This is a genomic window from Mesorhizobium sp. M0894 (assembly GCF_040319725.1).
Taxonomy (GTDB): Bacteria; Pseudomonadota; Alphaproteobacteria; order Rhizobiales; family Rhizobiaceae; genus Mesorhizobium.
In genome coordinates this window covers 193,364-215,558 of the sequence record NZ_JAMYOG010000001.1, presented here as the reverse complement: position 1 = coordinate 215,558, position 22,195 = coordinate 193,364, and the positions used below count along the sequence as shown (strand labels likewise).

Here is a 22,195-nt window from a genome sequence, read left to right as displayed (position 1 = left end):
CACGATGACCTTCGATCCCGATATCTCCAATCCATGGATCGCCAAGGCGGTCGAGCTGCGCGACATCTTTGCCCGTGACGCGGTCGAGCGCGACCAGCTTGGCGGCAGGCCTACCGAACAGATCCGCCTGCTCAAGGAAAGCGGCCTGCTTACCATCGTCATTCCCAAGGAATTCGGCGGCGCCGGTGAACCCTATTCGACGGCGCTGAAGATCGGTCGCGAGTTCGCCAAGGTCGACGGCTCAATCGGCCATATCTATGGCTACCATTTCAGCGCATTGATCGCCGCTAGGCTCAATGCGGAAGAACCGCGTTCGGCCGACCTTTTGCGGCGCTCGGCGGCCGGCGACTGGTTGTGGGGCAATACGGGCAACAGTTTTTCCAAAACGCTGTTCGGCCGCAAGGATGGCGAGTGGACGATCGTCAACGGCTTCAAGCCGTTCGCCTCCGGCTCGCATGTCGCCGACTATCTCTCGACCTCGTGGGAAGACGAGGTCAGCGGCGAGAGGAAATTCGCGGCCATCCCCGCGGACCGTGAAGGCATCACCATTCTCGATGACTGGGACGGCATCGGCCAGACGCAGACCGGCAGCGGCAAGGTCGCTTACAAGGATGTCAGGATCCACGACAGCGAGCTGGTGCGCGGTTGGGTCGACGCGTCGCTGCCGATCCGCACCATCGGCCCGCTGCAGCAGCAAAGCGTGCTGCTCAATGTCTTCGTCGGTACTGCTCAGGGCGCGCTCCTGGCAGCGCGAGACTACACGCTCAACAGTTCGCGGCCGTGGATGTATTCCGGCGTCGAGCGCCATATCGACGATCCGTGGATAAAGCGGCAGTACGGCGAACTCTGGATCAAGACGCGGGCAGCGACAGTTCTGGCCGATCGCGCGGCGGCGGCGATCGATCAATCGATCGCGCGCGGCAAGGCGCTGACCGAGCAGGAGCGCGGCGAAGCGGCGGTTGCGGTCGCGGCGGCCAATGTGCTGGCGGGCGATGTCGCGCTCGAAGTCACAACCGAGATTTTCGAGGTGATGGGCGCCCGCTCGGCGGTGCGCAAATACGGCTTCGACCGCTTCTGGCGCAACGCACGCATTCACACCTTGCACAACCCAGCCGAATACAAGACCCGAACCGTCGGCACCTGGTATCTGACCGGCGCTTATCCCGAGCCCGGCGTCTTTCGATGAGCGGCCCGCAGCTCCATCTTAACGTCAACATCCTGCATGCCGGCTTCTCACCGGCGGCGTGGCGGATGGACGGCGTCGACCCCTATGCCGCCTTCACCGTCAACCACTATGTTCAGGTGGCGAAGATCGCCGAGCGCGCCAAACTCGACGCCGTATTCCTTGCCGACCAAGCGGCGATATCAGACCGCATCGACTATCGTCCGATCACCTCGCTGGAGCCGACGATTGTGCTGGCGACGGTAGCCGCCGCAACCGAGCGCATCGGCCTGATCGCTACCGCTTCAACCAGCTTCAACGAGCCGCATAACATCGCCAGGCGGTTCGCGACGCTCGACCATGTCAGCGGTGGGCGTATCGGCTGGAATATCGTGACCACGGCCGACCCGGCCTCGGCCCGCAATTTGGGCCTCGCCGGTGCCATCGATCATGGCCGGCGCTACGAGCGCGCGGCGGAATTCACCGACATCGTCAAGGCATTGTGGGACAGCTGGGAGGACGATGCCTTCATAGGCGATGTCGCCAGCGGGCGCTTCGTCGATGCCGCCAAGGTTCACGCCATCGAGCACAAGGGCGCACATTTTTCGGTGCACGGGCCGCACAATGTGCCGCGCTCGCCGCAAGGGCATCCGGTGGTCGTCCAGGCCGGCGGTTCCGATGACGGCAAGGACCTCGCGGCCCGCCACGCCGAAGCGGTATTTTCCGCATCGCAGTCTTTCGAGGAAGCGCTCGGCTATGCGCGGGAACTGAAGGCGCGAGCCGTCGCCTATGGCCGCACCGGCGGCGTGCCGCTCAACCTCGCCGGTCTGGCCACCATCATCGGCAGCACCGAGGCGGAAGCGGGTCGGCGGCAAGAAGAACTGTGGGACCGCATACCGCTCGACTATAGCCTGACGCGGCTGTCCGGCGTGCTTGGTATCGACCGCGAGCGGCTGAAGCTCGATGAGAAGTTGCCTGATGCCATCCCGCTGCCGGCCAATGGCGGCCACACGTTTTTCCGCGCGACGCTGGCGCTTGCCCGCAACAACGATTTCACCGTTCGCCAGCTGATCCGGGCGCTGAACGGCAGCACTGGCCACCGCACCATCGTCGGCACGCCCGAGCAGATCGCTGACGATATCGAAAGATGGTTTGTCGCCGGCGCCGCCGACGGTTTCAACCTGATGCCGGACGTCCTGCCGACCGGACTGGAGGTCTTTGTCGACACGGTGGTGCCGATCCTGCGGCGGCGGGGCCTGTTCCGCAGCGAATATGAAGGGCGCACGCTGCGCGACCACCTCGGCCTTATCAGGCCCGAAAGCCGCTTTGCACCGCAGCCGCGCAAGGCGCCAAGGCTGCTAGGGGCAGCCTTTTGAATGACCATCAAAATGCAGCTGAGCGGAAGGTCCAGCCATTGACCTCCATGCCCGACAAAAATACAGGCCCGACAATGAGCGCTGATACCGAGTTTCTTTGGTACATCCCGAACCAGGTCGATCCCGGTCATCGCGGCGAGCCGGCCGTCGAGGACCACAACAGCCTTGAGACGCTGACCAGCCACGCGAAGGCGCTTGAGGAACACGGTTGGAAGGGCGCGCTGATCGGTACCGGCTGGGGGCGGCCCGACACGTTCACCGTCGCCGCCTCGCTCGCCGCGCGGACCACCTCCTTCGAACCGCTCATCGCGATCCGCCCCGGCTACTGGCAGCCGGCGCACTTCGCATCCGCGGTCGCTACGCTCGACCAGCTGACCGCCGGGCGCGTGCGTATCAACATAGTGTCGGGCAAGGACAACCTCGCTGCGTATGGCGACAGCGAAGGCGAGCAGAACCATCGCTATGCCCGCACCGGAGAGTTCATGCGGCTGGTCCGCAGACTTTGGACCGAAGAGAACGTGACCTTTGCCGGCGAGCACTTCCAGGTCACCGGGTCTACCGTCATGCCCCGCATTCCTGTGCGTGGCGATCGTCGCCATCCCAGGCTCTATTTCGGCGGCGCATCGGAGGCAGCCGAGCTTGTGTCGGCCAGCGAGGCGGATGTCCAGCTCTTTTGGGGAGAGCCGCTCGACGGCGTCCGGGAGCGGATCGAGCGGCTCAAAGCCTTGAGCAGCGAACTCGACCGAGACCTCCCGCCACTGGAATTCGGGTTGCGGGTCACCACGTTGGTCCGCGACACCACTGGCCAGGCCTGGGCGGACGCCGAGGCGAAGGTCGAGGAGATGGCCAAGGGCCAAGGCGCCGGCTGGAACGATCACGGTCGGGCGGTAGCGGTGGGCCAGCAGCGTCTGCTTGATCTGCACGCGCGTGGCGAGGTGCTGGACGACAACCTCTATACTGCGCCGGGCAAATATGGCGGCGGCGGTGCCGGTACCACCTGGCTGGTCGGCTCGGCCGCCGATGTCGCCCGCTCGCTCGGCAGGTACCGGGATCTGGGCATCACGCATTTCGTGCTCTCGGACACGCCGTACCTTTCCGAGATCAAGCGGCAAGGCGATCAGTTGCTTCCGCTATTGCGCAATGGGGCCTAAGCCGCGCTTCTTGAACCGGCAAGGGCCGGCGAGGGAAGCCAGATCGCCAAATAGGGAAGACGATGTCACAGCCGGCCGCCTTTAGCACCCGTCCGTCAGACGCCGACCTGCGTGGTGAAGCGGCGCTACGGCGGCGTTATCGGGCGCCGCAACATGCGCACACCGGAAACTGGAACGAAGCCCTCGAGGCGATCCTTTCGCATCGCTCGGTCCGCAACTATCTCGCCAGGCCTCTGCCCGAAGGGACGCTCGAACTGATCATCGCGGCCGCCCAGTCGGCACCGACCTCGTCCAATCTCCAGGCGTGGAGTGTCGTCGCCGTCGAGAATCCGGCGCGCAAGGCGCGGCTTGCCGGACTAGCGGCGATCAATCGCCATATCGAGCAGGCGCCACTGCTGCTGGTCTGGCTGGCCGACCTGTCGCGGCTGCGCGCCATTGCCGAGGCAAACGGCCGGGAGGGCGAGGGGCTCGATTATCAGGAGAGTTTTCTGCTGGCCGTGATCGACGCCGCACTTGCCGCGCAGAATGCCGTGGTGGCGATCGATGCGCTCGGGCTCGGCTCCTGCTACATCGGCGCCATGCGCAATCATCCGCAGGAGGTGGCACGCGAACTCGGTCTGCCGCCGGAAACCGTGGCGGTGTTCGGCCTGACCGTCGTCTATCCCGATCTCCTGTCTGCGACTGACATCAAGCCCAGACTGCCACAGACTGTGGTGCTTCATCGCGAGCGATATCAGGCAGACCTCGATCCGGGCGATCTCGCTGCCTACAACCAGACGCTTCGTTCATTCCAGCAGGAGCAGGCGATGCCTGTGGTCGACTGGACCGAGCTGATGTCGAACCGCATCGGTAGCACGGCAGCGTTGAAAGGCCGTGATCGCCTGGGCGATGCGCTCAAGGCGCTGGGCTTCAAGCTGAAATAGCCGAGCCCTGTTTGTCTGCGGGACCGAGGCGGGGCTATTCGGCGGCGATGATGGCGATGCGCGCCGGCAGCGCCGCCGGCGGCGTGAAGTCGAGCGCGCCAAGCCTCCGCGCCTCGGCCTTCAGCCAGCCATGGAAGCGCTCGACTGTCGCCAGCTTCGCCTTGTGCGGTGTCGTCGCGAAATAATAGGAAAACTCGACCGGCTGCGGCGAGCCGAACGGACTGACCAGCCGCCCTGCGGCAAGGTCAGGCTCGGCCAGCCGGAATTTGCCGAGACCGATGCCCTTGCCGGCCACAGCCGCGTCGAGCACCAGCGAGGACTGGCTAAGCCGTATGCCGCCTTCGACAAGGCGGCCGGACAGGCCGTTGGACCTCAGCCAGCCCTTCCAGTCCGGGCAGCTTGGATCGCGCTCCGGTCCGTCCTCATGCAGGATCGGCGCTTCACGCAGGCCCTCCGGCCCCCGATAGAGGCCGTGCGCGCGGGCAAATTCCGGACTGCAGACAGGCAGCACCGCTTCCGAAAAAAGCCGTTCGGTGACGAGGCCGCTATAGGCGCCCGAGCCGTAGCGGATGACGCAGTCGACGTCTTCACTGGCAAAATCGGCAAGCCTGATCGATGCATCGACCAGCACTTCGAGCCCGGGTACCGCATCGCGCAGCGCATCGAGACGCGGGATCAACCATTTGCTGGCGAAGGAGGGCGCGACCGACACCTTGATCGGCGCGTCCTCCTCGTCGCCGGAAATGCGTGCGACCGATTCGACAACGACGTCGAAGGCCTCGGTGAGACCGGGCATCAGCGCCTGGCCGGCCGAGGTCAGCAGAAGCTCGCCGCGGTTTCGCTGAAACAGCGGTTGACCGAGATGATCCTCAAGCAGGCGGATCTGCTGGCCGATGGCGGCGGGCGTGACATGGAGTTCTTCGGCCGCCCGCGTAAAGCTTAGGTGGCGGGCGGTTGCGACAAAAGCGCGAAGCGAAGTCAGCGGCGGAAGTCTCGCCAGCGTCGGTCGCAGCTTCCTCGGTTTTGCACGAATGAGATCAACCATGAGGCGCATTCAACACGTTCAGGCGCGGCGCGACGAGGGCGGGCTTTGCGCCAAAGCACGCAGCGGAAAATTTCGTTTGCCGCAGCGTTGCCTCAGCGGGAACGGAAATCTAAGAAATCGCAATGTCTACTATTCTTGTAGAATAAGGTCGGGGATGCTGATTTGGGCGGCGACCAGCCTCGCCGGATCCCAAGCCGGATCCTGGAATGAAACCGTCGTGCGAAGCGGCGCTTTCGGCAGACGATAGAAAATCATTCTTCCGATTTTGCGGCACGGCAGGGATCATTGCGTCGAGGCGCCGGAGTGCGTTCGGCCGCCGGATGCAATCCGTTTTCCGGAGCCCAAGACCATGTCTGTCAATCGTCGTCATTTCAACCAGCTCTTGCTGCTTGGCGGTGCGAGCTTCGCATTGCCCGGTCTTTCCTTTGCCGCCGAAGGCACGCCGGTTCAGGGCGGTACGCTCAACTGGGCCTACTATCCCGATCCGACGTCGCTGATCGCCATCAACACCTCGTCGGGCACCGGCCAGGCCATCGGTCCCAAGGTCAATGAAGGCCTGCTTGATTTCGCCTATGACCTCAGCCCGAAACCGCTGCTGGCGACGGAGTGGTCGATCAGCGATGACGGGCTGCGCTACACTTTCAAGCTGCGCGAGAGTGTCAAGTGGCATGACGGCAAGGATTTCACATCGCAGGACGTTGCCTTCACCATCTTGCGGCTGAAGGAGGCGCATCCGCGCGGCCGCATCACCTACCAGAACGTGACCGCGGTCGAGACGCCAGACCCGCACACCGCCATCATCGTGCTTTCGAAGCCGGCGCCCTATCTGATCACGGCGCTGAGCAGTTCGGAATCGCCGATCGTGCCGAAGCATGTCTACGAAACGTTCAAGCCGGCGGAACAGCCAAAGCTGGAGCAGACGATCGGCACCGGTCCCTTCGTGCTCAAGGAATGGGTGCCCGGCAGCCATCTGATCTTCGATCGCAACCCGGACTATTGGGACGCGCCAAGGCCCTATCTCGACCGTGTCGTCCTGCATGTCATCCTCGATCCGGCTGCGCGCTCGGCGGCTCTTGAAACCGGTGAGATCGACATCGGCGCCAATCCCGTGCCGCTGGCCGATATCGAGCGGCTGAAGGCAAACCCCGCTCTGGTCGTCGACACCAACACCTACGCCTATTCCGGCCCGCAGCAGCAATTGTTCTTCAACTACGAAAACGAAATCTTGACCAAGCGCGACGTGCGCCTGGGCATCGCCCATGCGATCGACCTGCAGAAGCTGGTCGACATTGCGCTCTACGGCTATGCCCAGGTATCGCCAGGCCCAATCAGCACCGCCCTGCCCAAATGGTACGACCCGAGCATCAAGGCGCGTGAGCCCGACCCCAAACTGGCGGAGAAACTGCTCGACGATGCCGGCTACCCGCGGGGCGCCGACGGCAAGCGCTTCAAGCTTCGGCTCGCCTACAACGCGTTCCTGCCGGCGTCCTATTCCGATTTCATCAAGCAGTCGCTGGCAGCGGTCGGCATCGATGCGGAGATCCTGAAGCTCGATCTGTCGACGTTCCTGAAGACCGTCTACACCGACCGCGCCTGGGATCTGGTCGTCGAATCGCTGTCGAATACCTTCGATCCGACGCTCGGCGTCCAGCGCGCCTACTGGTCGAAGAACTTCAAGATCGGCCTCGTCTTCTCCAACGCCAGCCACTATGCAAATCCCGAGGTTGACCAGATCCTCGAAGCCGCCGCGATCGAGCCCGACGAGACCAAGCGGCGCGAGCTCTGGTACAAATTCCAGCACATCATCCATGACGACGTGGTGTCGGTCGATCTGGTCGCTGCCGGCGCCCAGATCGTCGCCAACAAGAAGGTCCGGGATTTTGCGCCTGGCGCGCAAGGCATCAACAACAGCTTCGCGCAGATCTGGCTCGCGCCAACCGCCTAGGTGTTTGGATTCCCTTGGCTGGGATCGGTTGTGAAGACACCGATCCCGACTTCTCTTCCATGAAAAGACAATCGCGCAAATGCGGAGTACCGACCATGACCATCAACCGACGCCTGTTCAATCAGTTCCTGCTGCTGGCCGGCGCGAGTACCGCGCTCCCCGCTGGAGCATTCGCCGAAGACGCAAAGCCGGTGGCCGGCGGCACGCTCAATTTCGTCTACTACCCCGAGCCCAACCAGATCGTTTCCATCAACACCAGCGCCGGCGGGCCGGCCACCATCGGTCCGAAGATTTTCGACGGGCTGCTTGCCTACGATTACGATCTCAATCCGCGGCCGCAACTGGCCACCGAATGGTCGATCAGCGACGACGGGCTCGAATATGTCTTCAAGCTGCGCCAGGGGGTGAAGTTCAGCGATGGCCATGATCTGACGTCCGAGGACGTGGCCTTTTCGATCTCGCGGCTGCGCGAAGCACATCCGCGTGGGCGCATCACCTTCCAGAACGTCACCGACATCGACACGTCGGATCCGCATATCGTGAAGATCAAACTGTCGAAACCGTCCGCCGCGCTGATCTCGGGTCTGGCCGCGACGGAATCGCCTGTCGTGCCCAAACACATCTACGAGAAGCTGAAGCCGGCCGACGATCCGTCCTTCGAGCAGATCATCGGCAGTGGGCCGTTCGTGCTGAAGGAATGGGTAAAGGGCAGCCACATCCTCGTCGAAAAGAATCCGACCTATTGGGATGCACCGAAACCCTATCTCGACCGGATCATCTTCCGCTTCATCACCGATCCCGGCGCGCGCGCCGCGGCGCTCGAAACGGGCGAGGTCGACATCGGGCCGAACCCGGTGGCGTTCGCCGATCTGGAGAGGTTCAAGGCGCTGCCGCAATTCGTCGTCGACAGCACGGTCTTCGCCTATAGCGGCCCGCTGCATCAGCTAATCATCAATCTCGAAAACCCGATCCTGAAGGAGAAGAAGGTCCGACAGGCAATCGCGCATGCGATCGACCTCGACGCGGTGAATGCCATTGTCTTTTATGGCTATGGCCAGGTGTCGCCGACGCCGATCAGCGTCGTCAACAAGAAGTACTTCGATCCCGACGTGAAGGCCGCGACGTTCGATACGGCGCTGTCGGAAAAACTGCTCGACGAGGCCGGTTTCAAGCGGGAAGCGGACGGCATCCGCTTCAAGCTCAGGCTCACCAACAATCCCTATAATCCGTGGGGCTATGCCGACTTCCTCAAGCAGGCATTGGCCAAGATCGGCATCGATGCCGAGATCGAGAAATTCGACTTCGGCACCTATGTCAAAACCATCTACACCGATCGCACCTGGGACCTGTCGACCGAATCCTGCGGCAACATCTTCGACCCCAGCGCCGGCGCGCAGCGGCTCTACTGGTCAAAGAACATCAAGATCGGGCTGCCGTTCTCCAACGGCGCGCATTATGAAAATCCGGAGGTCGACCAGCTGCTGGAAGCCGCTTCCGTTGAGCTCGACGAGGCCAAGCGCAAGCAGCTGTTCTTCAGGTTCCAGGAGATCATCGCCGACGAGTTGCCGATCATCAATCTGATCGCGCCGCCAACCATCATCATCGCCCGCAAAACGGTCAAGAACTATGCGCCGGGTGCTGAAGGCCTGTCGGCCAATTTCGCCGACGCCTATATCGATCCGAACGCCTGAACCCTGCGGACGACCGCGAGGAAAGGGCCGCTTCGAGATGCGGCCCTTTTCCGTTTCTGTCGTTTTGTTGGGCTTCAATCTCAGGCCAGAGCACGCAGCCTCGGACTGGCGCTGACCAGAAGGCCGGCAAGGGCGATGGCCTGCGCCAGCTGTTCGCCGATGGAACTCGATTCCCAGGCGACACCGCGCAGCGGATGGCCGATGGCAAACAGATTGCCATGGGTCCTGCCGTCACGGGAAATCACCCGGCCGTCATGCGTGGCGTCGATGCCGAAACCGGTTGCGTGCGGCCTGACGATGCCGTTTTCGAGCAGGCTGTGAACGAACGGATCGGCGATCCGCCGCCAGTCATGCTCCTGATGGCCGCGGCAGTTGACGACGGCGTCGAAACGCAGGCGTTCGACCGCGCCGGTATCGCGCCAGCGGATCTCGGCGACGATGCCATTTGCCTCCGGATGGAGTGCCAGCACCCGTCCCGCGCCAGCCGTCCAACGGCCTTGCTTCTGCGCCAGTGCCACGCGCTCAAAGCTCGGCGGTGCCGCCCGATGCGCGGTGACGTCCCAGAAGGCGCGCAGATGGCGTGTGAACTTCAAGCGCTCCCTGTCCGTTGCGCCTTGCCACAAGGCCAGGATCCATGGCCGGATCGTCAGCGGCAGCCCTTGCCAGTCCAGCCCTGCGGCCTCGATGGCCCGGCGTTCGGCCTTGACCAGGGCAAGAAGCGCCCTGGTGGTTTTCGGCAACGGCCGCCCGGCGAGGAAGTCGCGCCACGCCTCCGTGTTGCGTCGTGGCTCGACGATCTGCCCCCGGCGCGACACGACGCGATAGCTGCCCTCGAAGCCGCGCGCTTCCATGCTGGCGACGACGTCGACCATGCTGAGATTGGAGCCGATCAGCAGCAATTGCTTGCTGCCGGCTAGCCGGTCGAGTGCCGCCGGATCCCAGGGATTGGCGACGTAGCGGTGATCGCTGATGACGGGTGCTTCTGCCGCCGCTGGCTCGCTCTGAAAAACCCCTGTAGCCAGCACGGCCTCATCCGCCAGCAATTGCTGGCCGTCGCTGGTGCCGACGCAGACTCCGGATGGACCGGTCAGCATATCGACGGCGGATGCCTCGATGTGGCGCAGTGACGAACGCCCGTCAGCTTCTCGGATCGCTCTGGTCAGTTCCGACTGGACATAGCTGCCGAACAGCCAACGCGGCGGGCTGGAGTCAGGCACATCCGCGGGCGGTGTCCAGCCTTGCTCCGGCACATTCGCCAACAGCCAGCGAACGAGGTGATGGGGGTCGTCCGGATGCAGCGAGAAGATGCGCGCCGCGCCGTTGACGAGGTGTTGCGGATCGGCGGTGCCGTAGGCAACGCCACGACCAAGCTGGGCCCGACGCTCGATGATGGTGATCGCCAGCGGCTCGGTCGAACGGTCGAGTAGCTTGATCGCGGTAAGGGCGCCGGCAAAGCCACCACCGACAATGATGATTGAGCGAAGGATCGAACGCGCAGGGATGATCGAAGGCGGGGAGGAGGGGGTGTGAAGCATCAAGAACCTTTGCGACGCCGGCGGCGTGGCTCTGCCTCGGCGTCGACCATCGTGCTTTGCCGCAAGCCGATGTCAAAAAACAATAATTGCCAGCTGGCGAAAGGCATTCTTTCGCTCAGCGGGTTCGGCAGGCGCTAGATAGGAAAGCCCCTTGCGACGAGGCCGAGAGCCGCTGATGACTGAAGATCGAAAGATACGGCTGGGAGCCTTCGTGCGCGGACCTAGCCATCATGTCGCCGCCTGGCGCCATCCCGACGTGCCGGCCAATCCGGGCCTGAGTTTTCAACACTATGCGGACGCCGCGCGCACCGCCGAGCGCGGTTTCTTCGACATGGTCTTCCTCGCTGACAGTCTCAGCGCGCGCAATGGCGAGCAGCCGATCGAGACTTTCGAACGCACCGGCCATGTCGTGCATTTCGAGCCGCTGACGCTGCTATCGGCGCTGTCGACCATAACGCAGAGGATCGGGCTCGTCGCGACCGCTTCGACCACCTATTGGGAGCCCTTCCATCTGGCGCGGCTGTTCGCCTCGATCGACCATCTGAGCGGCGGCCGGACTGGCTGGGATGTCGTCACCTCGGCCGATGCGCCGGCGGCGGCGAATTTCAGCCGCGACCAGCATCCCGTTCATGCCGACCGCTACGACCGGGCGGAGGAGTTCGTCGCAGTCGCCCAGAAGTTGTGGGATAGCTGGGACGACGACGCCTTCGTCGCCGACAAGACTTCGGGGATCGCCATCGACCGGCACGGCATCCATGCTGCGAACCATGCCGGCCGGCATTTCCGTGTCAAAGGGCCGCTCAACGTCGCTCGCCCGCCGCAGGGCCATCCCGTCATCGTCCAAGCCGGTTCTTCCGATGCCGGCCAGCAACTACTGGCGGCGCGGACGGCGGAGGTGGTTTTCACCGCCCATCCGACCATCGAGTCGGCGCGCGGTTTTTACAACGAGCTGAAAGGCCGGCTGGGGTCCTTTGGTCGCTCTGCCGACTCCTTGAAGATCATGCCCGGCGTCTTCCCGGTCGTCGCGCCGACACGCGCGGAAGCCGAGGACAAGTTCGACGCGATCCAGCGGCTGGTCGATCCGGTGGTCGGCGTCGCGCTGGTCTCCGGACTGCTCGGCGGCGTCGATCTTTCCGGTCATCCACTCGATGGACCGTTGCCAGAACTCGGCAGTTCCGATTCGGTGAAGAGCCGCCTGAAGGTTGTTTCCGAGCTTGCCACGAGCCGGAACCTCACCATCCGGCAATTGTATCTCGCCGTTGCCGGCGCACGCGGCCATTTCCAGATTGTCGGCACGCCAAAGGATGTGGCCGACATGATGGAGGAGTGGTTTGCCGGCGGGGCGGCGGATGGCTTCAACGTCATGCCGCCGATCCTGCCGACAGGCCTCACCGATTTCGTCGACCTCGTCATCCCGGAGCTGCAGCGGCGGCACCTGTTCCGCACCGCCTACGAGGGCAGCACGTTGCGCGAGAATCTCGGCCTTGCGCGTCCGGCCCGTGGCGCCGCCGAACAGCAAGAGAGGAAAGCATCATGAGCGACAGGACGATCGACCAGAAGATTTTTCGCCAATGGCTGGCGGATGGCGAGGAACTGGCGGTGCTGGATATCCGCGACAGCGCGACTGTCGGATACGCATCGCCGCTGTTTGCCACCAATCTGCCCGCGGCTCAGGTCGAGTTGGAGATCGACCGCTTTGTCCCGCGCAAGGCGGTGCGCACCGTCCTGGCGGATGACGGCAGCGGTGCTGCCGAGCAACTTGTCGAACGGCTGGCCGAGCGCGGCCGCAGCCAGTTGTTCGCACTGGCGGGTGGAATTCCGGAATGGACAAAGGACGGTGTGGAAGGCTTGCCGACTTTCGACACGCCGGGCGTCGATTTTTCGCTGGCGATCCGCGACGAGAAGAGAACGCCAGTCATCACCGTTCAAGAACTCGAAGTCCTCAGGGGCAAAGGCGCCAATGTAATCGTGCTCGACAGCCGAACGGTGGCGGAGTTCGACAAGGATCATGTGCCGGGCGCCATCAGCGTGCCGGGCGCCGAGCTGGTGCTGCGCTTCATCGACCTGGTGCCTTCACCTGACACGCAGGTGGTCGTCTCCTGCGCCGGCCTGCCGCGCGCCATCATCGGCGCGCAGACGCTGATCGACGCCGGTGTGCCCAACAAGGTCCCCTATCTGCACGACGGCACCAAGGCATGGCGAGAGGCCGGTCTTGCACTCGAGACCGGCAGGACCGCCGCCTATGGTCCGGCCAGCGAGAATGCGAAGCGTTTCGCCGCGGAACACATCGCAAAGCTTGCCGAAGGCGACGGCTTCCCGCGCATCGATGCAGCGACGGCCGCAGCCTGGGCGAGGGACGAGAGGCGCACGACCTACCTGCTCGATGTGCGCACGCCGGAGGAATTCACCGAAGCGCATATTCCGGGCTCGATCGCGTCGGAGGGCGGGCAGTTGCTCGGTGTCGCCTATCGCACCATTGCCGTGCGTGGCGCCCGCGTCGTGCTGATTGACGATCTGCTCGGCATCCGCGCGGCGACGACGGCGCACTGGCTGCAGCGGCGCGGCTTCGAGATCGCCATCCTCCTGCATGACTTCCAGTCGTCCAGTCTGGTGGAAGCGGCGTAGAGGCAGGAGAACTGTCAGACGACTTAGGGAGCCGCTATTCGGCGGCTTCCTTTTGGCGGCGGCGGCTCGAGAGCACATTCTTCCGCATCGCCGTCAGCGAAGATCGTACCGCATCGGCGCCGTGCTCCAGCATCTTTGCCTCATAGACCGACAGCGCCTTGAGAAGCGGCCTGTCGCCGCGTTTGGTGGCCACCAGTTCCGGCACCAGCAGCCCGGCGTCGTAGATCGCGGTGTTGCCGCCGAGCGCACGAAAATAGGTCATGGCATGGATGGCGTCGCCAAGCAGTGTCACCCGTTTCGTCGGCCATGGCTCGACAGGCTCCGAGCTGTGGACGTTAAGCAGGGCGACCGTCGACGGATCTGTGTAGCGGATGAGATTGAGGATCTCCGGATGCCAGTGGCCGATCTTCGACAGCAGCAGGTCGAGCAACTCTGAGCCGGAGAGCTTTGCCAGCACGTCATCCGTGGCCAGCTCGTCCCTCTCGTATGCGGTGTTCCACCAGACATAGCTGGTGGTGTTGTTGAAATGGAAACCGGAAATATCCTTGTGGGTGTCGTCGTCCAGCCCGATCAGTCCATGCTTCCGAAATGCCTCGACATTGACCCGGTGGCTGGTGACCATCAGCCCATGACCTTCCGTCGGTCTGACGCCGGCATTGTAGTCGAGCAGCAGCGGCGAAATCTGGTGTAGGGCTGCGGCATGCAGCGTCATCTTGCCGGCGAGGCGCCTGACGCGGTGTCGAAGCTTCGCGCATGCGGCACCAGTTGCTGGCGCACGCGCGAACGGGCGCCGTCGGCACCGACCAGCACGTCGGCATGGATTGTCGAGCCATCCTCGAAATGCGCGATCACCGAACCGTCCGGCTGCTCCTCGTAGCGGGAAAAGACCTTGCCGTAGTACACGACGCCGTCGAGGCCGGACAGCAGCACCTGGCGCAGCGTGATGCGGCTCACCGATTTTTCGATATGGGTATCGTCGGGCTCGCCGAGTGCGTTGCCGCCGCCCCAGGCGTCCTCGCCTAACGTCTCGAAATTCTCGTCGAGCAGGATGTTGCGATCAGGCGCGTGGCCGAGCGTGGCGACAAAAGCCTCGTAGGGTTCCGGCGGCAGATTGGCGATCAGCGAATCGATGCCGCGCTGGCGGATGCGCAGGCGGAAACCCTGGACATAATCGGTGCGGGCGCGATCCTTCTCGAAGACCGCGACGCTGATGCCGTTCTTCTTCAGGCCCTGCGCCAGTGTCAGGCCACCGGGACCTCCGCCGATGATGGCGACGTCGACATGTTCCGTTGTCATTGAGCTCAACCGACCGCCGCAAGCCTGGGTTTGCCAGCGGCGACAGCCGGCGGTTCGGCCAGTTGGCCAGCGGCGTGGCGGCTGAGCGCCGCCTTGGCAGCGTTCGTCCGGATCATATGGTTCTGCGGCGCGTGCGAGCGGGCGGCCAGCGCATCGCGGTGGTGACGCTCGAGCTGGAAGTCGCGATTGAGGCCTGGATTGCCGGCAAGCTCCAGCGCCAGCGAGGTGACGGCAACGGCATTGTCGATGACGACATGCCTGACCGTCATGCCGTCGGTTCCGACCGACCGGCCGGCATCGACATCTTCGGCAAGCGAACGCAGCAACCGCGTGCTGGTCGCAAGCCGGACCTCGATATCGCCCAGCCCTGCCTGGATGTGCGGCACGGTCGACAGCGGCGCGCCGAGGCTCGCCGGTGCATGCGTGGTGACGAAGGAGACCAGCCGGTCGCGGGCAGCGCGAGCCGCACCATGGTAGACGGCGCCGATCAGCGAAAAGAAGAACGCCGTCGATCCTTCTTCACGTCTCAGCGGTTCAGACGCTGGCTGCGCCTCGGTTATGTCCTCGGCAGGCACGGTGACATTGTCCAGGATGACGTCGTCGCTGGCGGTGGCTCGCATGCCGGCGGCGTTCCATGTTTTTTCGACACGCAATCCCGGCGCATTGGTTGGCACCAGGAATGAAGCCAGGCGCGGTTGCGGCTCGTCGGTCAGCGCCAGCAAGTTCACCCATTTCAAAATGGGAATGCCGGTCACGTAGTTCTTGTGGCCGGATATCCGCCAGACATTGCCGTCGCGCCGGGCAATGGTTTCGGGCGGCTTGCCGTGGGCGGGCGAGCCGATCCCCGGCTCCGCCTGCGCGGCGTTGATCAAAGCAGGGCCGAGACGGCCGGCCTCGACAATCCGCTGCACCAGATGGCGCGGCCATTTCCCGGATTTCCGCAGCGCATACTGGCTGTTGTAATGCATGGCCAGCACCAGCGCCGTCGACGGCTCGCCGCGGCCGATCTCGGCGATCACCGCCTGGGCTTCCGTCAGCCCGCCGCCAAGGCCGCCATGCTCGCGTGCCGTAACCAGGCCAAGCAGCCCGGCCAGGTGAAGCCGGTCGAAATTGGCGAAGGGGAATTCCCCGGTCGCGTCGTGATGCGCGGCGGTCAGCGCGAAGTCGTCTGCAAGGCTTGCTACCGTGTCGAGGAGTTGCGGAAACTCGGGGATCGTCGAGGTCATGAAGCTGGCGTCCTTTCAGGCGGCGGCGCGAATGTTCACCTGATCGAGCGGCCGGCGATCGACCCAGGCCTCGACATCGAAATCGCTGGCGAGAAAACCCCAGTCGCGCAGAAAATTCTTGTAGTGGGAAACCGCCGCTATGAGCTCAGGCTGCAGTCCGAGGCCGAGATGCTTGTGGACATCCGGGCCGTTGGCGGCCAGCACCTGTTCCTCGGTGGCGCCGGATTCGCGGGCAACGAAGCGCCGCGTCTCGTCGGGATGCGCCTCGGCCCAGGCGCTGGCGCGCAGGATCGTCTCGATCAGCCGAGCGAGCAGATCGGGGCGTTCTTCGGCCAGCAAATCGTCGACGGTCAGCACGCGCGGCGAACCGGAATTGATGCGGATGTTGGGGTCGGGGTGGAAGCCGAATTCGGCGACCTGGATGGCGCCGATCAGATTGGCGACGTTGATACCGGCCGTGCCCTTGACATAGATGGCGTCGACCTCGCCACGGATCAGCGCGGCGGCTTCCTCGCCATAGGCCTGCTTGCGCTTGAGGCCGAACAGCGATGGTCCTTCCTGGCTGTCGAGCACGCTGTCGGCCAGCGCGATGTCGACGATCTCGACATCAGCATGGCTGAGGCCTTCGAGCGAGAGCGCCGAGACCAGGCCCTTCAGCGCCGTCGCCCGCATGAAGTCGACGATGCCTTCGGGATGCCGGGCGATGCCGAAGCGGCGGCCTTTCAGGTTCTTGGTCGTTCTGATGCCGGTGCCCGGCAAGGTGATGATCGCCTGGAACTCATCGGTCCAGGTGATGCCGACGAGACGTGTCTTGCGCCCTTCGGAGCGGGCACGGATCGGCGGCACATTGCCACCGTGGCGGAACGACCAGTCAAGCGTGTGGTTGAAATGGCTCTGGCGGATGTCGCGGTTGGGCGAATCGATGATCGACTTCAGTTCGATCCCTTCCTTGCGGAAGGTTTCGTCCAAAAGCCCAAGCTGTGCGGCGAGCCCGACTGGCGTCGGCACCGGGCAGCGTGTGTACCAGATTTCGGAGATCGCGGTTGTGGTCATGATTGGCCTCAGGCGTTGCGCAGGCCGGCCTGCTTCATCAGCGGCAAAATGTTCTCGCCGAAGAATTCGAGGTCCGGCTTGAAGTCGAAGAAGGACAGCTGCAGGCCGTCAATGCCGGCGTCCTTCAACTTGACGAACTGGTCGACGATCTGTTCGGGGGTGCCGATGAGGTAGATGTTGCCGCCGACCTTGGCGTAAGGGTCGTCGCGGCCTTCGCGACCTTTCCAGGCCTGGGCGTCGCTGTTGAAGGTCTGGAACCCCTTTGGCGTGCGGCTGTCGGCATGGGCGACGATCTGGTCGGCGACCGCCCAGGCTTCCTTCTCGGTCGGCCGGCTGATGACCAGCGGATTGAGCAGCGTGCGCACGGTGCGGCCGACACCGAGGGCCGCGTCCTTCACCTTCTTCGTATGCGCCGGCAGTGCTTCCAGCGCGCTGGCGATGTCGGACCCGGCCGGACTGGTGACGAAGACGATGTCGGAATAGCGGCCGGCAAAGGAAATGCCGGCATCGGAGCCGGTGGCGTTGACCAGGATCGGTCGGCCGTAATTCGGCTTCGGCGTGACAAAGCCGCCATTGAGCTTCCAGCTCGATTCTCCGGAGAAGGAGAAATTCTCGTCGTCCTGCCACAGCCGCTGCAGCACTTCGACGAATTCGGCGGCAAGTTCATAGCGGCGGTCATGCTCGATGCGGTTCCAGCCGAACATCTCATGCTCGACAGCGCGATGGCCGGTGACGACATTGATGCCCCAGCGGCCGCCGGAGATATGGTCGAGCGTGGCGCCGAACTTCGCCAGATGCAGCGGGTGCCACGGGCCGTAGAGAACATGCATGGTCGAAATCAGCATGATCTTCTTGGTGATCGCGGCCATGGCCGCCACGGAGACGAAACTGTCCAGCGCCTGGCCGTTGAAAACGCCGCCATAGCCGCCCTTGGGCAGCCATTGGCTGAGCGCGAAGACGAGGTCGAAGCCAAGCTCCTCGGCCTTGAGCGTCAGGTCGCGGTTGTAATCGAAGCGCCAGTCGGTCGAGCGCGGCAGTGTCGAGTTGGTCCAGCCGCCGGCCTGGATCGGCAGGAACAGACCGAGCAGCACTGGCTGCTGAAGCGCTTTTGAGAGCGGGCTGTCCGGATAGTCGGTCGGCGCCTTGAAGAAGGGCGTGCCAACGATGGAACCAGGCTTGTGGGCGAGCGTCATGTTGGAATCTCTCGGGGAAGGAGAAGAGAATCCATGCGCGAAGGACCGCGCATGGGGCGGCGGATCAGGTGATGATATGGGCCGAAGCGAGGGAGCCGGCATTGCCCTCTGCGCCCACCGTGTGATCGGCGATGCGCCTGTTATAGAGGGTGATTTCCGGCTGACTGACGATGCCGATGTCGGGCAGGTCCTCGACAAGGATCCGCTGGATCGCGGCCCACTGCTCGAAGCGCTTTTCGTGATCGACCTCGACGGCGGCCGCGTCAAGAAGTTCATCGACCTTTGGATTGCTGTATTTCGAACCGTTGGAGAACGGCACGCCCGGCTTGAAATTCTTCGACCAGTAGAGGCGCTGCACACCGACCGTCGGGTCGAACAGATTGCTCATGCCGTTGAAGGTGAAGTCGAAATCGCGGTCGGTGTAGATGCGCTTGGTGTAGGTGGCGAAATCCTGGCTGCGCACGGTGACCCCGACCCCGACCGCGGCCAGCGCCTGCTTGATGTAGTCGGCGCCGCGCTTGTAGGTCTCGCCGCTCGGGACATAGTCGTGAACAAGCTTGAGGCGGGTGCCGTCGGCGCCCCGTGGCAAGCCTGCTTCGTCGAGCAGTTTCTCGGCAGCGGCCGTGTCGACCGGATAGGTCTTCAGGTCGGCGACGAACCATTTCTTCAGGTTTGGATTGATCGGGCCGGGAATGATTTCGCCATAGCCATAGTTGATCGTCTCGCGGATGACGTTGCGATCGATGACATGGGCGAAGGCGCGGCGGACGCGAACATCCTCGAAATAGGGTTTCTCCAGATTGAACTCGACCCGGCTGACACCATTGGAATACTGGTAGCCTTGCTTCTCGAAGCCGATATGCGGCAGCGTTTCGAAGCGCTGCAAATCGCTGTACGGGATCGGTGTTGCCGGCGCCAGATCGATCTCGCCGGTCTCCAGCGCCAAGGCGCGCGCCGAAGCGTCCGGGATGAAACGCACGATCAGCCGGTCGAGATAGGGGCGCGGCGCATCCCAGTAGTCAGGATTGCGTTCATAGACGATGTGGCTGCCGCGGATCCATTCCTTGAACACGAACGGGCCGGTGCCGACCGGCGCGACGTTGGCCGGATTTTCGGCTGCCTTGGTGCCGTCATAGAGGTGCTTGGGCACGATCGGGGTCTCGGCTGCGGCCAGCGCCGTGATCAGGTAAGGCGCCGGCTTCGACAGGACCAGTGTCACGGTCAGCGGATCCGGCGTCTGGATGTCGACAAGGTTGAGGAAGGTGTTGCGGCCGCGCGGATGAACCTCCCTGATCGTGGCGATCGAATAGGCGACGTCGGCGGCGGTAAATGGCTGACCGTCATGCCACTTCACACCTTCACGCAGCTTGAAGGTGTATTGCAGCCCATCGTCACTGACCGACCATTGCCTGGCCAGCGACGGGCGCGGCGTGAGATCGAAATCATAGGTCAGCAGGCCCTCGGTGGTCTTGGCCGAGACGTAGACGGAATTGAACGCCGTGTGGGCGATCGTCGTCAGCACCGGCGGCTCGGCGGACAGCAGCAGCGTCGCCGTCCCACCCTGCTTCGGCTCGGCGGCGTAGGCGTTGCGTGATGCAGGCAACAGGGTCGCTCCGAGCGCGGTTGCCGACAGGCCGAGGAACCTGCGGCGGTTCGGAGTGAGGAAATGAGACATGGCGCCCTGGTCCTTTTTTGCTGCCGGCATCAATCGGCCGGTCGTCGGCAGCGGGTGAAAAATGCAACGTTCCAAGAGCCGGCCCGTTTGTGAAAAGATTTGGCCGCTGCGCTCCCGCACTTAAGATTTCATGCTTCAAACAGCTAATTTCGTAGCATGAAATAAAATTCTATTCTGCAATGCTGCCATTTGCAGAACAAAATTTCTTAAATCAGGTTTGACAATGTCTATAAATCTTGTCAACTAAAAAGCACGGAACTTCCGGGAAACAGCAAACCCGCATCGTCAGCCACAGCCGGGATAGCGAAAACGATGTCGACCCTGACGCGCATTGGCAGAACCTTTCGGCGCACCGCGATCCAGGCGGTGCCGACCGTTCTGGGCATCGTGATCCTGAACTTCTTTCTGCTGCAGCTTGCGCCCGGCGATGCCGCCGACGTCATGGCCGGCGAGGCTGGCTCGGCCACCGTGGAAACCATGGCGGCGCTGCGCGAGCGCTTTGGCCTCGACAATCCGCTGCTCGTCCAGCTGTTCAACTATCTCTACAATCTGGCGCATTTCAGCCTCGGCTTTTCGCCGCGCTACGGCATGCCGGTTGCCGACCTGATCGGCCAGCGGCTGCCGGGCACGCTGTTGCTGATGGCGGTGGCGCTGACCATTGCGATTGCGCTCGGTCTCGTCCTCGGATCGTTGATGGCGGTGTTTTCCGGCCGGCTGCCGGATCGCCTGCTTTCGGTCATTTCGCTGCTGTTTTATTCGATCCCGGGCTTCTGGATCGGGTTGATGCTGATCGTGCTGTTCTCGGTCAAGCTTGGCTGGCTACCGAGCGGCGGTTCGGGAACCATCGGCAGCGACCTGACTGGCCTTGCAGGCCTGTGGGACAAGGTGCGCTACATGATCCTGCCGGCGCTGTCGCTGGCGCTGTTTTACGTGGCGATCTATGCGCGGCTGACCCGGGCGGCGATGCTGGAAGTCCAGTCGCAGGACTATGTGCGCACCGCCGCAGCCAAGGGCCTGTCGCCGACCATCATCACCATCCGCCATGTCCTGCGCAACGCGCTGATCCCCATCACCACCATGGCCGGCATGCATGTCGGCGGCATGCTCGGCGGCGCAGTGGTTGTCGAAACCGTCTATTCCTGGCCCGGCCTCGGGCGGCTCGCCTTCGAGGCGGTCATGGGTCGCGATTTCACGGTGCTGCTCGGCATTCTCTTGCTGTCGTCGCTGCTGGTCATCGTCGCCAACGCGACGGTCGATCTGCTGCACGCCTGGCTCGATCCCCGCATCGGAGTACGCTGATGGCTTCCACCGATTTCGCCGCGGGCGATGCCCGCTCCCGTCGTCTCTATGCCGATGGACGCGAGGCTGCGGTTCCGCCTGAACCCGAGACAAAAAGCTGGAGCAATCTCCACGCGCCCGACGCGCGATCTGCTTCGGCGGCGTCGGTGCCGGTTGCCGCCGGCGGGCGCGCGCTGAGGGTTTTCGTGCGCAATCCCAACGCCATGTTCGGTGTGGTGTTCCTGTCGCTGGTGGTGCTAGCGGCCCTGCTCGCGCCCGTCCTCTATCCGGCCGATCCGCTGTCGATGGTGGCGCGGCCCTTCCTGTGGCCGGGCCAGAATCCAGCCTTTCTGCTGGGCACGGATTCCATGGGCCGCGATGTGCTTTCCGGCATTCTGCATGGCGCGCGGATTTCGCTGTTCGTCGGCCTGGTGGCGACAGCGCTCGGTCTGAGCTTCGGCATCCTTGTCGGCGCCACCGCCGGCTATTTCGGCGGCTGGATCGACGACCTGCTGGTGCGCCTGATCGAGATTTTCCAGACCATACCGAGCTTCGTGCTTCTGGTCGTCATGGTGGCGATCGCGCAGCCGACCGCGCTGGTCGTGACGGTGGCGATCGCCGTCATCACCTGGCCGACCGTGGCGCGGCTGACGCGCGCCGAATTCCGCGCCATCCGCGAGAAGGATTTCGTCATGGCCGCCCGTAGCCTCGGCTATGGCCATGCCCGCATCATCTTCCGCGAAATCCTGCCCAACGCGCTTCCGCCCCTGATCGTGACCTCGTCGGTGATGGTGGCGACTGCGATCCTGATGGAATCGGCGCTGTCCTTCATGGGCCTCGGCGATCCTAATGTCGTCAGCTGGGGCTCGATGATCGGAGCGGGCAGGGAGTTGATCCGCACCGCCTGGTATCTGACCGCACTGCCGGGACTTGCGATCGTCTTCACCGTGCTGGCGCTGAACCTGATCGGCGACGGCCTCAACGACGCGCTCAATCCGCGCTTCTCGCAGGAGCGCTAGAG

At 63.7% G+C, this 22,195-nt stretch carries 18 protein-coding genes; 10 read left to right on the top strand and 8 right to left on the bottom strand.

The annotated features are described in order from the left end of the window. Positions 1-4: 4 nt before the first annotated feature. The 4 genes from NKH91_RS01160 to NKH91_RS01145 all read left to right on the top strand — a co-directional run bounded on the left by NKH91_RS01160 (position 5) and on the right by NKH91_RS01145 (position 4,612). Positions 5-1,186 carry an acyl-CoA dehydrogenase family protein gene (locus NKH91_RS01160; RefSeq protein WP_352565043.1) on the top strand — a complete coding sequence of 394 codons (1,182 nt, stop codon included), beginning with the start codon at positions 5-7 and terminating at the stop codon, positions 1,184-1,186. Beyond that, the gene (locus NKH91_RS01155) at positions 1,183-2,538 is read left to right on the top strand and encodes an LLM class flavin-dependent oxidoreductase (protein WP_352845669.1); all 1,356 of its coding nucleotides are present in this window, start codon (positions 1,183-1,185) and stop codon (positions 2,536-2,538) included. Before NKH91_RS01160 ends, NKH91_RS01155 begins: the two co-directional genes overlap by 4 nt. 74 nt (positions 2,539-2,612) lie before the next feature. After that, positions 2,613-3,689, top strand: a complete 1,077-nt coding sequence (locus NKH91_RS01150; protein ID WP_352565045.1) for an LLM class flavin-dependent oxidoreductase — start codon at positions 2,613-2,615, stop codon at positions 3,687-3,689. 62 nt (positions 3,690-3,751) lie between these two features. Next, complete coding sequence (locus NKH91_RS01145; protein WP_352845671.1) at positions 3,752-4,612, top strand: NADPH-dependent oxidoreductase; 861 nt, start codon at positions 3,752-3,754, stop codon at positions 4,610-4,612. 34 nt (positions 4,613-4,646) lie between these two features. Here NKH91_RS01145 and gcvA read toward each other — a convergent pair whose 3' ends face one another. Then, on the bottom strand, positions 4,647-5,657 hold the full coding sequence (gcvA, locus tag NKH91_RS01140) for a transcriptional regulator GcvA (RefSeq protein ID WP_352565048.1): 1,011 nt from the start codon (positions 5,655-5,657) through the stop codon (positions 4,647-4,649). Positions 5,658-6,006: 349 nt separating this feature from the next. On the opposite strand from gcvA, the gene NKH91_RS01135 reads away from it, so the two are divergent. Together NKH91_RS01135 and NKH91_RS01130 are read left to right on the top strand one after the other, a co-directional pair. Further along, entirely contained in the window at positions 6,007-7,602 is a 1,596-nt protein-coding gene (locus NKH91_RS01135) for an ABC transporter substrate-binding protein (protein ID WP_352845673.1), read from the top strand. Between the two features lie 95 nt (positions 7,603-7,697). Then, positions 7,698-9,293: an ABC transporter substrate-binding protein gene (locus NKH91_RS01130; RefSeq protein ID WP_352565051.1), complete on the top strand. Its 1,596-nt coding sequence runs from the start codon at positions 7,698-7,700 to the stop codon at positions 9,291-9,293. 80 nt (positions 9,294-9,373) lie between these two features. Here the strand turns inward: NKH91_RS01130 and NKH91_RS01125 are convergent, their stop codons facing one another. Then, positions 9,374-10,828 (bottom strand): FAD/NAD(P)-binding protein, encoded by a 1,455-nt coding sequence (locus NKH91_RS01125; RefSeq protein WP_352845735.1) that lies wholly within the window; start codon positions 10,826-10,828, stop codon positions 9,374-9,376. 175 nt (positions 10,829-11,003) lie between these two features. Here NKH91_RS01125 and NKH91_RS01120 point away from each other — a divergent pair, with 175 nt between their 5' ends. Both NKH91_RS01120 and NKH91_RS01115 read left to right on the top strand, forming a co-directional pair. Beyond that, positions 11,004-12,365 carry an LLM class flavin-dependent oxidoreductase gene (locus tag NKH91_RS01120; protein ID WP_352565054.1) on the top strand — a complete coding sequence of 454 codons (1,362 nt, stop codon included), beginning with the start codon at positions 11,004-11,006 and terminating at the stop codon, positions 12,363-12,365. After that, the gene (locus NKH91_RS01115; RefSeq protein ID WP_352845675.1) at positions 12,362-13,453 is read left to right on the top strand and encodes a rhodanese-like domain-containing protein; all 1,092 of its coding nucleotides are present in this window, start codon (positions 12,362-12,364) and stop codon (positions 13,451-13,453) included. The genes NKH91_RS01120 and NKH91_RS01115 overlap by 4 nt, the downstream gene beginning before the upstream one ends. A gap of 34 nt (positions 13,454-13,487) precedes the next feature. Here NKH91_RS01115 and NKH91_RS01110 read toward each other — a convergent pair whose 3' ends face one another. The 6 genes from NKH91_RS01110 to NKH91_RS01085 form a co-directional block, all read right to left on the bottom strand. Continuing rightward, complete coding sequence (locus NKH91_RS01110; RefSeq protein ID WP_352845677.1) at positions 13,488-14,165, bottom strand: FAD-dependent oxidoreductase; 678 nt, start codon at positions 14,163-14,165, stop codon at positions 13,488-13,490. Then, positions 14,162-14,749 carry an FAD-dependent oxidoreductase gene (locus tag NKH91_RS01105; RefSeq protein ID WP_352565060.1) on the bottom strand — a complete coding sequence of 196 codons (588 nt, stop codon included), beginning with the start codon at positions 14,747-14,749 and terminating at the stop codon, positions 14,162-14,164. Before NKH91_RS01105 ends, NKH91_RS01110 begins: the two co-directional genes overlap by 4 nt. A 5-nt stretch (positions 14,750-14,754) precedes the next feature. Further along, positions 14,755-15,975 carry an acyl-CoA dehydrogenase family protein gene (locus tag NKH91_RS01100; protein ID WP_352565062.1) on the bottom strand — a complete coding sequence of 407 codons (1,221 nt, stop codon included), beginning with the start codon at positions 15,973-15,975 and terminating at the stop codon, positions 14,755-14,757. Positions 15,976-15,990: 15 nt separating this feature from the next. Then, positions 15,991-17,028: an ABC transporter substrate-binding protein gene (locus NKH91_RS01095; protein ID WP_352565064.1), complete on the bottom strand. Its 1,038-nt coding sequence runs from the start codon at positions 17,026-17,028 to the stop codon at positions 15,991-15,993. An 8-nt stretch (positions 17,029-17,036) separates the two neighbouring features. Then, positions 17,037-18,221, bottom strand: coding sequence for an LLM class flavin-dependent oxidoreductase (locus NKH91_RS01090; protein ID WP_352565066.1), 1,185 nt, complete (start codon positions 18,219-18,221; stop codon positions 17,037-17,039). 64 nt (positions 18,222-18,285) lie between these two features. Continuing rightward, positions 18,286-19,896, bottom strand: a complete 1,611-nt coding sequence (locus NKH91_RS01085; protein WP_352565172.1) for an ABC transporter substrate-binding protein — start codon at positions 19,894-19,896, stop codon at positions 18,286-18,288. 312 nt (positions 19,897-20,208) lie between these two features. Here NKH91_RS01085 and NKH91_RS01080 point away from each other — a divergent pair, with 312 nt between their 5' ends. Together NKH91_RS01080 and NKH91_RS01075 are read left to right on the top strand one after the other, a co-directional pair. After that, entirely contained in the window at positions 20,209-21,195 is a 987-nt protein-coding gene (locus tag NKH91_RS01080; RefSeq protein ID WP_352565068.1) for an ABC transporter permease, read from the top strand. Beyond that, on the top strand, positions 21,195-22,193 hold the full coding sequence (locus NKH91_RS01075; RefSeq protein WP_352565069.1) for an ABC transporter permease: 999 nt from the start codon (positions 21,195-21,197) through the stop codon (positions 22,191-22,193). Before NKH91_RS01080 ends, NKH91_RS01075 begins: the two co-directional genes overlap by 1 nt. Positions 22,194-22,195: the final 2 nt, after the last annotated feature.

What these genes read in the sequence shown, in the direction of transcription:
- NKH91_RS01160 (WP_352565043.1), top strand. Translation starts at nt 5, where the DNA reads ATGACCTTCGATCCCGATATCTCCAATCCATGGATCGCCAAGGCGGTC.
- NKH91_RS01155 (WP_352845669.1), top strand. Translation starts at nt 1,183, where the DNA reads ATGAGCGGCCCGCAGCTCCATCTTAACGTCAACATCCTGCATGCCGGC.
- NKH91_RS01150 (WP_352565045.1), top strand. Translation starts at nt 2,613, where the DNA reads ATGAGCGCTGATACCGAGTTTCTTTGGTACATCCCGAACCAGGTCGAT.
- NKH91_RS01145 (WP_352845671.1), top strand. Translation starts at nt 3,752, where the DNA reads ATGTCACAGCCGGCCGCCTTTAGCACCCGTCCGTCAGACGCCGACCTG.
- gcvA (WP_352565048.1), bottom strand. Translation starts at nt 5,657, where the DNA reads ATGGTTGATCTCATTCGTGCAAAACCGAGGAAGCTGCGACCGACGCTG.
- NKH91_RS01135 (WP_352845673.1), top strand. Translation starts at nt 6,007, where the DNA reads ATGTCTGTCAATCGTCGTCATTTCAACCAGCTCTTGCTGCTTGGCGGT.
- NKH91_RS01130 (WP_352565051.1), top strand. Translation starts at nt 7,698, where the DNA reads ATGACCATCAACCGACGCCTGTTCAATCAGTTCCTGCTGCTGGCCGGC.
- NKH91_RS01125 (WP_352845735.1), bottom strand. Translation starts at nt 10,828, where the DNA reads ATGCTTCACACCCCCTCCTCCCCGCCTTCGATCATCCCTGCGCGTTCG.
- NKH91_RS01120 (WP_352565054.1), top strand. Translation starts at nt 11,004, where the DNA reads ATGACTGAAGATCGAAAGATACGGCTGGGAGCCTTCGTGCGCGGACCT.
- NKH91_RS01115 (WP_352845675.1), top strand. Translation starts at nt 12,362, where the DNA reads ATGAGCGACAGGACGATCGACCAGAAGATTTTTCGCCAATGGCTGGCG.
- NKH91_RS01110 (WP_352845677.1), bottom strand. Translation starts at nt 14,165, where the DNA reads ATGACGCTGCATGCCGCAGCCCTACACCAGATTTCGCCGCTGCTGCTC.
- NKH91_RS01105 (WP_352565060.1), bottom strand. Translation starts at nt 14,749, where the DNA reads ATGACAACGGAACATGTCGACGTCGCCATCATCGGCGGAGGTCCCGGT.
- NKH91_RS01100 (WP_352565062.1), bottom strand. Translation starts at nt 15,975, where the DNA reads ATGACCTCGACGATCCCCGAGTTTCCGCAACTCCTCGACACGGTAGCA.
- NKH91_RS01095 (WP_352565064.1), bottom strand. Translation starts at nt 17,028, where the DNA reads ATGACCACAACCGCGATCTCCGAAATCTGGTACACACGCTGCCCGGTG.
- NKH91_RS01090 (WP_352565066.1), bottom strand. Translation starts at nt 18,221, where the DNA reads ATGACGCTCGCCCACAAGCCTGGTTCCATCGTTGGCACGCCCTTCTTC.
- NKH91_RS01085 (WP_352565172.1), bottom strand. Translation starts at nt 19,896, where the DNA reads ATGTCTCATTTCCTCACTCCGAACCGCCGCAGGTTCCTCGGCCTGTCG.
- NKH91_RS01080 (WP_352565068.1), top strand. Translation starts at nt 20,209, where the DNA reads ATGTCGACCCTGACGCGCATTGGCAGAACCTTTCGGCGCACCGCGATC.
- NKH91_RS01075 (WP_352565069.1), top strand. Translation starts at nt 21,195, where the DNA reads ATGGCTTCCACCGATTTCGCCGCGGGCGATGCCCGCTCCCGTCGTCTC.